Raw genomic sequence first — 12491 nt, 5'->3', positions numbered from 1 at the left:
TACACAAGCCTGTGCGTGGCGGCCTCGCTCGGCCGGCCACGAGGGCGGCGTGGCGCTCGGCGCCCAGGCCGGCGAGGCGCGGCTCCGCACGGTACTGCAGGCTGGCGGTTTCTCTTGCGTCCGCCGAACGATCGCAACGCCGTTCAACATGGGGCTGGAAGCACGCCGCCAGAGCATTCTCCGCGAATGTGGGCGCCGATTTTTGCGAAAGAGAATGCGACGCGATAATTTCGAAAGTCAGAGCGCCCGATCTGATGCAGTCAGATCGGAGATTACTCTAAGCCTGAGCGTGCCGGACCGCAATTCACGTTCATGCTCCTTTCAATTCGGCAGCTTGGACGGACGAGGCCGCACGGCTGCCTGGACCGCTGGACGAAAGGTGGCGCATGACTCCGCGCCCCGGCGTCAGCGGGTCAGCGGGCGGGACGCCACATTGCGAAGATCTCCGGGTAGCCGGGGCTCTCGACGATGCCGATCGTCTCGAAGCCGAAGCGCCGATAGAGCGGAACGCTCCGCCGGCTCGTCGCCTCGAGATAGGCCGGCAGGCCGTCGCGGTCGGCGCGCGTCAGCCCATGGGCGAGAAGCGCCGCCCCGATGCCTCGGCCCTGCGCCGCGGCGCGGACGCCGATGAAGGGCAGGTACCAATGGGCCTCGTGCGGGTGCAGCGCCGCCTGGACCTCGAGCCCGGCGAATAGCGCATCCTTGCGGTCCTCGGGCAACTTGGCCTCCAGATACGCCATCAGGGGTTCGGGGTCGACCTCGACACCGGGCGCGAGCCAGAGTGCCGCTCCGGCACCGTCCGTGGTCCGGTCGACCTGCGCCGGCCCGCCGAAGAGCTCGACAAAGCGCGGGAAGTGCCGCCGGAACGCAGCGCGTTCCGGCCAGAGGGTCCGGCACGCCGGATCGCCCTCGAAGGCTTCGACGATGGTCGCGAGCGCGTCAGCCCGCCCGGTCAAATCCGCCGTAACGACGTGCAGCGCGAGCGGTTCGATCAACATGATGTCTCCTTTCTGAGGCTGCCGTGAACTGGTCTGCGCGTCGCTGCAAGCGCTGCGAGAGCGGGCGGCTGCGGCGCCGGTCGGCGCCGGCCTCGTTGGCGCATCTGGTGGGCACGCCGGAGATCACATCCTGGTCACCCATCCCGCGACACCGGCCTCGATCATGCCTTGGTGATCACCGCCTCCAGATACTCGCTCGGCACGATCAGCGTATCCTCGCTGCCGCGGTTTGCCTGATCGAGCAGTTCGATGATGTCCATTTCGAGGGCCACCTGCTTGTCGCTGTCGAGCGCCGCAAACGCGCGGTTGGTCGGGCCGTAATAGGTCCTGAAGACGTCGAGCCAATGGTGCGCGGACCTGTAGCGGAAATTGAAGACTTGGCGGGATGCCTCGATTCGATGGCCCGGGAACAGCTCGGCAAGCCGGGACTCGGTTCCCCAAAGTGCGGGCGATTTGAGCCCTTGCGGTGGCGGAACGTGCCGGCCGAGGGTCTTGAAGAGCTGGCCGATGAAGCTCTCGGGCGTCCAGTTCGCCAGGCCGATGCGCCCGCCCCGCCGAACGACGCGCGAGAGCTCGGCCGCCGCCCTGTCCTGATCCGGTGCGAACATGACGCCGAAGGTCGACAGCGCGACGTCGAAGCTGCCGTTCTCGAACGGCAGTGCTTCGGCATCGGCCTGCTGGAATGCGACGTCGAGCCGATCGGCCACGGCCCGCTCCTCGCCACGCTTCAGCAGCGCCGCGACATAGTCCGTCGATGTGACGCGGCCGAAGCGGCGCGCTGCCGCAAGCGTGGCGTTTCCATTGCCAGCAGCGACGTCGAGAACGCGCTCGCCGGCCATTACGTCGACGGCCTCGCACAGGCGTTCGCCGACGATCTGCAGCGTCGTGCCGATCACGGCGTAGTCACCGGCGGCCCAAGTCGCTTGCTGGCGTTGCTTGATGGCGGCAAAATCCGGTCTGACAAGTGTTGTGGTCATGGTCTCTTCCCTGTGGTGTCGCGGCCGACGCACGCGGCCTTGTTGGAGGATCCCGGCCCATGCGCGGGTCTCGGAGACATGGATAGCAGCCGCCACGCCGCGAACGAATGACCGCGCGGCCGGATCACCTGATCAATCGTCCAATTTGAGGGGTGACAGCAGCGATGGACCCGCTTTCGGACGTGCTTCGCTCGGTTCGCCTGACCGGCGGCATCTTTCTCGACTCGCGGTTCACCGCGCCGTGGTGCGTCACGGCGAAGATCACGGCTGAGGACTATCTGTCGTTCCTTTCGTCAGCCAGCCAAGTGATCGCCTATCACGTCGTCTTCGAAGGCCGACTGTTGCTCTCCGTCGAGTGCGAGCCGCCGCTCGTGGTCAACGCCGGCGAGGTTGTGCTGCTGCCGCGCAACGATTTGCACACGCTGGCCAGCGCGGCCGGCCTCGAACCGGTGAGCGCGCGGGATTTGATCCAAGTGTCCCCGGATGGCGGGCTCGCCCGCATTTTCCACGGCGGAGGCGGCGATGCGACGCGTCTCGTTTGCGGCTTCCTCGGCAGCGAGGAGACGTCAAATCCCCTGATCGCGACCTTGCCGAGGGTGCTGAAGCTGGATCTTCACCAAGTGTCATCGTGGGACTGGATCGAGGCGTCGGTCCGGTTCGCCGCCGGTGAGCTCGCCGCCGGCAAATTGCCGACCTCCAGCGTGCTGTCGCGCTTGTCGGAGCTGCTGTTCGTCGAGGCCGTCCGCCATTATTCGTCGACGCACACCGATCATGACCTCGGCTGGCTGCGAGGGTTGAGAGACCCCTATGTCGGCCGGGCCTTGGCCATCATCCACCGCGACATCCGCGCGCCCTGGTCGGTCGAGGCGTTGGCGAAGGCCGTCGCTTTGTCGCGGAGCGCCTTTGTCGAGCGCTTCACGGCTTTGGTCGGTGTCCCGCCGATCCGCTATCTGACGGTATGCCGCTTGCAGGCCGCCAAGCAGCACCTTCGTGACTCGGCCAAGACGGTGTGCCAGCTCGCGCACGCGGTCGGCTACGAGTCGGAGGAGGCGTTCAGCCGGGCCTTCAAGCGGGAGTTCGGCCTGTCGCCCGTGCAGTGGCGGGATCGCGGGTGATCCGTCAGCCCTTACCGCGGGCAAGGCAAAATTCCGTCATCGGTTTGATGCGGCCGGGAATCTGCGTCACTGGCAGCCAATCGAGCTGGCTCGTCTCCGAGACCGTTCCCGGAAACGTGCGAGCGCCTTTGAAGAAGATCGGGTCGGACGCGACGGTCTTGCCGGTGAAGGCGGACGCTCAACGGAACGGATGCTCCTTTAGCGCAACGGAGAACCCCTCATCGGCAAGATTGAGGTCGCGCTCGACGACATGCCACCTGGATCTCTAATCGCACCGAGCCGCGGATGTACGACCGCTTCAAGGCAGTCGCCAATGAGATCGATCCCAACCGTTGCGCCGCCTGCTGGCATCTTGCTTCTGCGCGCCGGCAAGGGGCCGCGCACCAACACTGCGCGTTCCTCGCGCGGGAACCGGCGTGGGGCCAGCCCGTTCGTCATTGGTCATCCAACGCGTGAGGGTTCTGAAAATGTGTCTGCGCGTCGACAAGCTGCAGGTCGAGTTGCCCGCTCCCAAGGGCGAGGATCGTGAACTGCCTGCGAGCACCATGGCGCCGCCGGATCTTACGCTACGCGCGTGGGAGGGATTCAAGATCGCTCTCGATCGCATGAGCGGTCTCACACGACCATCACTGACCCGGAGCTTCGCCAGCCATGGCGCTCTCGCTTCCCTGCCGCTGACCGAAGGAGATTTCGCATGGAAACCAGGATCGACGAGATCGCAGATGGCATCTACCGTCTTTCCACGTTCGTTCCCGACATCGCCCCGCCTGCCGGCTTCACCTTCAACCAGTTCCTCGTCGTCGGGGACGCGCCACTCATGTTCCACACGGGACTGCGCAAGATGTTTGGGCTTAATCGCGATGCTCTCGCCCGAATCATCGCCCCCGAACAACTGCGCTGGATCGCGTATGGACACTTCGAGGCCGACGAGTGCGGTGCACTGAACGACTGGCTGGCGGCGGCGCCGCAGGCCACCGCCGCCCAAGGCGCAACTGGCGTCATGGTCTCGCTCAACGACTTCGCCGACAGGCCGCCGCGGCCGCTGGCGAACGGCGAGGTCCTCGACCTCGGAGGCGGCAAGCGTGTCCGCTTCATCGACACGCCGCACACGCCGCACGGGTGGGACGCCGGCGTGCTTTATGAAGAATCCACCGGGACGCTGCTCTGCGGCGATCTTTTCACCCAACTCGGCAAAGGCCCAGCGCTGACGACCGGGGACATCGTCGGACCGGCGATCGCGGGCGAGGATGTCTTCCACTATTCGAGTCTGAACCCCGACATGGGCGCGACGCTTCGCAGCCTCGCCGAACTCTCACCGCGGACGCTTGCCCTTATGCACGGCCCGTCATTCGCCGGAGACGGCGCCGCCGCCCTGCGCGCTCTTGCCGACAATTACGATGGCCGTGTGACCAGTGCGCTCAAGGAGGTCATGAGCGACAGGGTCGCAGCTTAGAGCAATTTCCGCACAAGTGGATACCGGTTGCGCGAAAGAAAATGCGACAAAGCAGAAACTTAGAGCGTCCGATCTGATGCAGTCAGATCGGATCACGCTCTAGGGCCTGTTGAGATTCATCGGGAATGGATGACGGCTGCGGCGAGATAGATAATGGCGGTGAAGCTGGTGTCGGTTTTGTCGGCACGCATGGCGATGCGTTTAAATTCTTTGAGCTTGCAAAAGAAGTTCTCGATGAGATGACGCCATTTATACACCTCGTCGTCGATAGAGATCGGCTTGGCTCGACGCGGATGCTGCGAGATGACGATCTTGGCACCACGTGCATCGAGATCAGCAATGATGGCATTGCTGTCAAAGGCCTTGTCGGCGATCAAGCCGCCGAAGGAGACCCCATCGATCAGCGGCTCGACGCCGACGGTGTCGAAGCGATGCCCCCGGCAGCAACGCAAAGCGCACGAGGTTGCCCAGGGCATCGGTCAACGCCAGGATTTTGGTGGTCAGGCCGCCCTTCGAACGCCCGATGGCCTGGCTTTGAGTCCCCCTTTTGCGCCCTGTCCGTGGCGGTGGACCTTGACGATGGTGGCATCGACCATGGCGTATTCCATGTCCGGCTCCTCCGAACAGGCCTCGAAAAGCCGAACAAAAACATCGGCTTTGACCCAGTCACGGTATCGCTTGAACACGGTATTCCAGTTGCCGAACGAGGCAGGCAAGTCGCGCCATGGACTGCCGGTGCGCACGATCCACAACACCGCCTCGACGAACAGGCGGTTGTCCTTGCCGCTGCGCCCGGGGTCGGTCGGCTTGCCCAGGCAATGCGGTTCCATCTTCGCCCACTGGGCGTCCGTCAGCACAAATCGCTCCATCCAAAGCTTGAATCATATTCAAGCCACAGGTGGAATCCCGAATCTCAACAGGCCCTAGATGTGGGCTTTCAGGAGGTTGTCCATTCGGCCCTGGCCGGGAACGCTGATGTCGCCAGACGTCAGTGATTCGCGGAGGACCGAATGGACACTCACAAGAATGCTCGCCTGACCCCGAAAGGTCGAGAGGTGATGGTGGGCGCCGTGGTGGATGGCGGACTGACCAATGCCGAGGCCGCGCGTCGCTACAACACCACGCCGAAGACGGTCGCCAAATGGGTCGGGCGCTTCCGCGCCGAGGGTGTCGATGGTTTGCGCGACCGCTCCTCCAGGCCGCTTTCATCGCCAGGCCAAACAGCGCCCGCCACGTGCGCTGCGGTCGAGGCGTTGCGCCGCCAGCGCTGCACCGGCAAGCAGATCGCGGCCGAGCTCGGCCTCTCGCCGGCCACCGTCAGCCGTATCCTGCGGCGGCGCGGCTTGAACAAGCTCAGCGCCCTGGAGCCGGCCGAACCGGTCCGGCGCTACGAACGCCAGCATCCCGGCGAGATCATTCACATCGACATCAAAAAGCTCGGCCGGTTCAACACGGTGGGCCACCGCATCACCGGCGATCGCAGCGGGCAAAGCAACAGCCGCGGGGTCGGCTGGGAGTGCCTGCATCTCGCCATCGACGATCATTCGCGGGTCGCCTACTCGGAAATCCTGCCCGACGAAAAGCGCCCGTCCTGTCTGCGCTTTCTGTTCAATGCACTGCGCTTCTTCAGGGCCCATGGCGTCAAGGTTCAGCGCGTGATGACCGACAACGGCGCCAGCTTCCGCTCCTTCCGCTATGCCAGGGCGCTGCGCCTACTCGAGATCAAGCACCTGCGCACCAAGCCGTATACGCCCAAGACCAACGGCAAGGCCGAGCGCTTCGTCCAAACGAGCTTGCGCGAATGGGCCTACGCCAAAGCTTATCTGCACTCCGATCAGCGCGCCGCAGAGCTGCCGATCTGGCTGCATCGCTACAATTGGCACAGGCCCCATGGTAGCTTGCAAGCCAAGACACCCATCAGCCGCCTCGGTCTGACCGAGGACAACCTGTTGAGGCTCCACAGCTAGAGCATTTTCCGCACAAGTGGATACCGGTTGTGCGAAAGAAAATGCGACAAACCAGAAACTTAGAGCGTCCGATCTGATGCAGTCAGATCGGATCACGCTCTAGGCTGTACCTCGGCCGACCTTCGGCCCGCGGAGCAAGAAAGCGCAGCCCGCGGAGCGGGTGACCCGGCCCGTTCCCAGTGCTCCCCGCTGCTCGGCGTGCCGGGCCTGCGGGCTGATCGGGATGAATCGGTCAGCTCAGTATTGGCGCAAGACGGGCGGTGATGCGGCTGTCCGGATGCGCCTGCGGAAGCTGGCCAACTGGCGCCGTCGGTTCGGCCATCGGTGGCCGCCCAAAGAGTTATATCGAAATTTCAATAACATAAGTGTTCGCAGTTTTATTCTTAGTGGCGCGCCATCTCTCCCAACAGCACCAAGAAGTTCAGAGGCTTAGCCCCCTGTTTTTGCTGCCCCCTTAATCGGGGCAGCAACGTTTGTTCCGGCTTCGCCCCCTTGAAGGGCCTTCATCGCCTGCCCTGCGCGCTTCTTTTGTGCCGCCCTTGGTGTAGCGCGCGACCTCCCCTTCCGCAGTGTGGCCGGTGATGGCCTTGATCTGCTGATTTGAGCAGCTCGCCTCGGCAAGTCGGACGGCGATGGCCGTTCGCAGGTCGTGAAGCGAGCACTCGGGCAGCCCCGGCTCATCGCATCACTCGCGCATCTTGTTGCCGAAGCTGGCCACGGCGAACAGGATCGGTGTCGGAGACTTTGATTCCCGCGGGATAGCGGTTGAGATCGATCTTGCAGCGCACGGTGAGGCCGGCTGTCGCCAGAGCATTCTCCGCAGAAGCGGGGACCGGCTCTGCGAAAGAAAAAGCGACAAACCAGAAACTTAGAGCGTCCGATCTGATGCAGTCAGATCGGATCACGCTCCAATTCGGTGGCCGCACGGTTTTCGCCGCCCGATGTTGGCAGCCCGTTGACGAAGTCGATCTGGCTGATTCCGTTCGGTGATCGACGGCTTGGCGGGTGGCACCGATGGCGCTGGCGGCGGCCGGCGGAGGCGTGGAATTCGGCCAGCCGACGGTGGCCGTAACCCGCTGGCGGGTGCCCGACCTCTGACATGTTCGGGATGGGGGCATCGTTGTCCGCCATGCACATGGCTGGACAGCGGCGCGCATGGTATGCGAATGCGAGCCATTCGCATACATTTCACCTCCATCGTCCGCGTGCAGGGTGGCAGCCGATGAGTAGCCGGAACAACGGAGCGTGGGGGCGGGCGGTGCCGCCGGCCGACGCCGACCGAACGCTGTCGGTGGCGGAGATGATCGGCTCCTGCCCCAACATCGAGAAGATGTGGGCCGGCGTGGATGAGATCGGCATCGACGAACACGCCTCCTTCGCCTATGGCCAATTCTGGTTCGATGCCGTCCGCCCGTCCGTTTTCACCAGCGGCTGCCGCTTTCGTTACCTCCACGACATTCCGGTTTCCGGCATCTACCAAGCCAGCATTTTCGTGGGCATGCTGACCGCAGGCCGCCATGCCGCCAATGTCGAGGGCCGCTCGATCGCCACCGATCGCATCGGCGTGCCGACCCTGATCGCACTCGGCGAGCCGATGCGCTTCACCACGCATTTCCGCGCGGGCCAGACCTGCGACATGAGCGGGTTCTTCATAGAGGCTGAAGGCCTTGCGCCCCTGCTCGACGACCTGCAGTTGGCGCCCCTGCCCTGCTGCCGCTGCGGCCTCCAGTTCCGGCAGTTCGAGCGCGCCGAACGCCTGCGCACCGCCCTGCTCGATCTCGCCGTCAATCCCTACACCGGCGCGCTCGGGCGCCTCTACGCGGAAGCGCGCATCCTGGCCGCCGTCTTCGAGATCGCCACTGGTCTCGATAGCGCGCAATCGGCCTGCCCGACGCTCTCGCGGCTTCGCCGCGAGCAGGCCGAGCGCGCCCAGGCGATGCTGGAGAGCGCGCTCGCCGATCCACCGACCATCGGCCAGATCGCCCGTGACATCGGCGTCAACGAGACGACGCTGCGCCGCAGCTTCAAGCAGGTGTTCGGCGTCACCATCATCGACTATCTGCGCGACCGCCGCCTCGACGTCGCGCGCACCCTCCTGCGCGAGAATCGCCTGACCGTGGCGCAGATCGCCTACCGCGTCGGCTTCGCCAGCCCGGCCAACTTCGCCACCGCCTACCGCCGCCGGTTCGGACATCCGCCGCGCGCGGAACTCAGGGCGCCCTGAGGCAGCCCCTGCGGCGTCAGCGATGTCGTTTGCGCAAAGATGTTATTCCGGCGCGCAGAACTCACTGCGATTTGCTCGCAACAGCACTGGCCTTAGATGTCGGCCTCACTCATTAAGAGAGTGCAGGCTGTGTCGAGCTACATTGGAATAAGTAAAGACCCCTCCGCCATCGAAGGCAATACGCCGACCGGTTCAAACAATACTGAGGCCGGCAGCAGCTTCGACAAAATTGAGCGGAACGGGACTCCCCTTTCCGTTCCGGCGGTTGCCCGCAGGATTCTGGCGCTGATGACTGGCGGGCAGTTGTTGCTTGCCGGGTCCGCCGCCGCCGGCACCCTGGCGGCGCTGCTGGCGCTGGCGCCCTATCTCGCCGCGGCGCTGGCCTTCGTCGAGCTGACCTCGTCGAGCCCGGACAGGGACCGACTGCTCCTCATCGGGCTTGCCGGCGTCGCCGGCCTCATCGGCTGCCATGCGTTCTTCGGGCTGTCGACGGCGCTATCCCATCTGATCGCCTTCCGCGTCCAGCGCGATCTGCGGCTCCGCCTCGCCGCCAAGCTGGCGCGGGTGCCGCTCGGCTGGTTCGACGACACCGCCAAGGGCCGCGTGCGCTCCATCCTGCTCGACGATGTCGAGGCCACCGAGGACGGCATCGCCCATCTGATCCCCGAGACCAGCGCCGCGTTGCTGGCGCCGCTGCTGGTGCTGGTCGCCCTCGTGGTGGTCGATTGGCGACTGACCGTCTTGACGCTGGTGCCGATGGTTGTCGGCATGTGGCTGCTCGGCCGCCTGTTGAAGACGGGCGAAGGGCCGACCCGCGACTATATCGAGATCCAGGCCAGGCTCGCCGAGACCACCGCCGAGATCGCCGACGGGCTCGCCACGGTGCGGCTGTTCGATCAGGCCGAGCAGGCGAGCCGGCGCGCCTTCGACATGTTCGCGCTGATGACACGCTTCTCCAACGACTGGATGCGCGGCGCCGTCGTGCCCGGCGGGCTCGCGCAGATTCTGCTGTCGAGCCACCTGCTGGTGGTGGCGTCGGTGGGGCTGCTGATGGCGGCGGCCGGCGATGTCAGCACCGCGACACTGGCGGTGTTTCTCGCGCTGGCGCTCGGCCTTGGCGACATCTTCGGCGCCATCCAGGGCATCAGCCACCGCGTGATGCGGCAGGTGCAGCATCTCGACAACATCGACTCCATCCTCTGCCTGCCCGAGATGCCGGAGAGCGCGAGCAAGGGCGCCATCGGCCCGGCGGCAGTCGAGCTCGACACTGTCGGCTTCGCCTATGGCGCGCGCGCGGTGCTCGACTGCATCTCGGTCCGCGTCGAGCCCGGCCGCAGCCTCGCGCTGGTCGGACCGAGCGGATCGGGCAAGTCGACGCTGGTGCGCCTTATCGCCCGCTTCCTCGATGCGCAGAGCGGCGCGGTGCGCATCGGCGGCGTCGATGTCCGCGACATGAGCGCGGAGGATCTCCACGCCCGCCTCGCCGTGGTGTTCCAGGACGTGTTCCTGTTCGCCGGCACCATCGCCGACAACATCCGCCTCGGCCGTGCCGGCGCCAGCGACGCCGACATCGTTGCCGCCGCCAAGGCCGCCCGCGCCCACGACTTCATCGCTGCCCTTCCGAACGGCTACGACACGCTGGTCGGCGAGCGCGGCCACGGCCTGTCCGGCGGCGAGCGCCAGCGCATCTCGATCGCCCGCGCCATCCTGAAGGACGCGCCGATCCTGATCCTCGACGAGGCCACCGCCTTCGCCGATCCCGAGAACGAGGCGGAGATCCAGACCGCGATCGCCGAGCTGGCGCGCGGGCGAACCATGATCGTCATCGCCCACCGCCTGCATACCATCACCCACGTCGACGAGATCCTGGTGCTCGACCAGGGGCGGATCGCCGAGCGCGGCCGGCACGACGATCTCGTCGCGGACGGCGGGCTCTATGCGCGCATGTGGGCGGCCCATCAGGCGGTGCGCAGCTATCGCCACGCCAGCCGGGGGAACTGACCATGAAGCTGTTATCGTTCATCTGGGCGCACCTTGGCGCGGCGCGCGGCAAGTTCGTCCTCGGCCTGATCGCAACATTGGTGGAAGGACTGGCCGCGGCGGTGCCGGCGGCGGCGGTCGGGCTCGGGCTCGTCCGCCTCGCCGAAGGCGGCGCCACCCCGTCCGACCTCATGCCCTATGCCGGCGCGATCGTCGCTGCCTTCGTGGTGCGCACGTTGGCGCTGCGGGTGGCCTGGAGCGCCGGCTTTCGGGCCGGCAACGAGGCGACCGAGACCGTGCGCCGCCGGCTGGTCCAGCACATGCGCGTCGTTCCGCTCGGCGCCCTGGTGCGCTGGACGCCGGCGCGCCTTGCCACCCTGGTCGGCGAGGACAGCCGCTGGATCAACGAGTGCTCGACCTTCACCCTGCACCGCATCATCGCCGGCTCGGTGACCGGCCTTGTATTGTTCGCCCTGGCAGCGCTGTTCTCACCGCTGGTGGTCGCGGTGATGATCGTCGCCCTCCTCGTCGCGCTCGTGGTGCACCAGCCGATCGTCCGCGTCGTCGCGCGCGTTCTGGCGACCCGCTCGCGCTTCATCGTCGACCTCAACCACCGCATCGGCGAGTATGGCGAGGGCATCGCGGTGTTCCGCATGTTCCTGCGCAAGGGCGAGGCGCTGGCGCAGTTCCAGGAGGTCGTCGAGGGCGCCTATCAGCTGATGCGGCGCAACACGCCGCGCCTCATCGCCATGCAGGAGACCAACAGCTTCCTGTTGTCGGTCGGCGTGCCGCTCGCCTTGGTCGCGGTCGCGGTGAGCGGCGCCGCCACCGCCGCGCCGGCCGAAACCATGGTGGCGCTGTTCTTCGCCATCGCCGCCCAGACCGCCTGGACCAGCGCGGTGATCAAGCAGGCCTTGATCTTCCGCCTCGGCGAACAGGCCCGCTGCGGCATGGAGGCGTTCTTCGCCGAGCCGGTGCTGACCGGCAGCCGGCGCGACTTCGCGCCGTCTCTCGACGTGATCGCCGACCGTGTCTCGTTCGCCTACGGCAAGGACGGGCGGACCGCAGTCGAAGAGGTCAGCTTCACCGCCGAGCGCGGCACCGTCACCGCGATCGTCGGGCCGAGCGGCGCCGGAAAATCAACCGTGCTTGCGCTGCTGGCGCGCTTCTATGACCCGGCCAGCGGCGCGATCCGGATCGGCGGCCTCGACATTGCCGAGGCCGACCCGGCCCGGCTGCAGGCGCTGATCTCCGTGGTCGACCAGAACGTCCACCTGTTCCGCGACACCCTGCGCGCCAACATCCTGCTCGGCGATCCCGGCGCCGATGACGCCCGCCTCAACGCGGTGGTGACGGCCGCCCGCCTCGACGAACTGGTGGCGGCGCTGCCGAACGGCCTCGACACCCGCCTCGGCGATGGCGGCCGCACGCTCTCGGGCGGCGAGCGCCAGCGCGTCGCCGTCGCCCGCGCTCTGCTCAAGAACGCGCCGATCGTCGTGCTCGACGAGGCCACCTCGGCGATGGACCCCTTGTCCGAAAAGGCGATCCAGGACGCCGTCGCCGCGCTCGAAAGCGGCCGCACGGTGATCGTGGTGGCGCACCGCCTCCACACCATCGCCGGCGCCGACCAGATCCTGGCGATGGACCGCGGCCGCATCATCGAGCGCGGCCGCCACGACCAGCTTCTGGCGCTTGGCGGCACCTATGCAGGCCTGTGGACGGCGCAGCAGCGCGCCAGCGGCTGGAGGCTCAGATGAGCGAGGCCGGCCTTGTCGCG

General features: G+C 66.3%; 9 protein-coding genes and 1 pseudogene. 6 read left to right on the top strand and 4 right to left on the bottom strand.

Annotated elements, in window-relative coordinates; all coding sequences use genetic code 11:
- Positions 1 to 413: 413 nt before the first annotated feature.
- Both BLTE_RS03600 and BLTE_RS03595 read right to left on the bottom strand, forming a co-directional pair.
- Entirely contained in the window at positions 414 to 998 is a 585-nt protein-coding gene (locus tag BLTE_RS03600; RefSeq protein ID WP_126397707.1) for a GNAT family N-acetyltransferase, read from the bottom strand.
- Positions 999 to 1159: 161 nt separating this feature from the next.
- Positions 1160 to 1975, bottom strand: a complete 816-nt coding sequence (locus tag BLTE_RS03595; protein WP_126402027.1) for a class I SAM-dependent methyltransferase — start codon at positions 1973 to 1975, stop codon at positions 1160 to 1162.
- Positions 1976 to 2139: 164 nt separating this feature from the next.
- Here BLTE_RS03595 and BLTE_RS03590 point away from each other — a divergent pair, with 164 nt between their 5' ends.
- Positions 2140 to 3090, top strand: coding sequence for an AraC family transcriptional regulator (locus tag BLTE_RS03590; protein WP_126397705.1), 951 nt, complete (start codon positions 2140 to 2142; stop codon positions 3088 to 3090).
- Positions 3091 to 3784: 694 nt separating this feature from the next.
- On the top strand, positions 3785 to 4543 hold the full coding sequence (locus BLTE_RS03585; RefSeq protein ID WP_126397703.1) for an oxygen-binding di-iron domain-containing protein: 759 nt from the start codon (positions 3785 to 3787) through the stop codon (positions 4541 to 4543).
- Between the two features lie 116 nt (positions 4544 to 4659).
- Here the strand turns inward: BLTE_RS03585 and BLTE_RS03580 are convergent.
- Positions 4660 to 5412, bottom strand: a pseudogene (locus BLTE_RS03580) (IS5 family transposase).
- A 141-nt stretch (positions 5413 to 5553) separates the two neighbouring features.
- On the opposite strand from BLTE_RS03580, the gene BLTE_RS03575 reads away from it, so the two are divergent.
- Positions 5554 to 6510, top strand: a complete 957-nt coding sequence (locus BLTE_RS03575; protein ID WP_126396489.1) for an IS481 family transposase — start codon at positions 5554 to 5556, stop codon at positions 6508 to 6510.
- 891 nt (positions 6511 to 7401) lie between these two features.
- On the opposite strand, the gene BLTE_RS17985 is transcribed toward BLTE_RS03575, so the two are convergent.
- Positions 7402 to 7641: a hypothetical protein gene (locus BLTE_RS17985; protein ID WP_160140505.1), complete on the bottom strand. Its 240-nt coding sequence runs from the start codon at positions 7639 to 7641 to the stop codon at positions 7402 to 7404.
- Positions 7642 to 7732: 91 nt separating this feature from the next.
- On the opposite strand from BLTE_RS17985, the gene BLTE_RS03565 reads away from it, so the two are divergent.
- The 3 genes from BLTE_RS03565 (at position 7733) to BLTE_RS03555 (ending at position 12471) form a co-directional block, all read left to right on the top strand.
- A complete protein-coding gene (locus BLTE_RS03565; protein ID WP_160140504.1) occupies positions 7733 to 8734 on the top strand; it encodes a helix-turn-helix transcriptional regulator in 1002 nt (333 codons plus the stop codon).
- Between the two features lie 288 nt (positions 8735 to 9022).
- On the top strand, positions 9023 to 10735 hold the full coding sequence (locus BLTE_RS03560; RefSeq protein ID WP_160140503.1) for an ABC transporter ATP-binding protein: 1713 nt from the start codon (positions 9023 to 9025) through the stop codon (positions 10733 to 10735).
- A gap of 2 nt (positions 10736 to 10737) precedes the next feature.
- Positions 10738 to 12471, top strand: a complete 1734-nt coding sequence (locus BLTE_RS03555; protein WP_126397696.1) for an ABC transporter ATP-binding protein — start codon at positions 10738 to 10740, stop codon at positions 12469 to 12471.
- Positions 12472 to 12491 lie beyond the last annotated feature (20 nt).

It is taken from the genome of Blastochloris tepida (genome assembly GCF_003966715.1).
GTDB classification, from domain to species: Bacteria; Pseudomonadota; Alphaproteobacteria; order Rhizobiales; family Xanthobacteraceae; genus Blastochloris; species Blastochloris tepida.
Note: the sequence above shows the minus strand (reverse complement) of the source record. Positions and strands in the feature narration are given on the sequence as shown.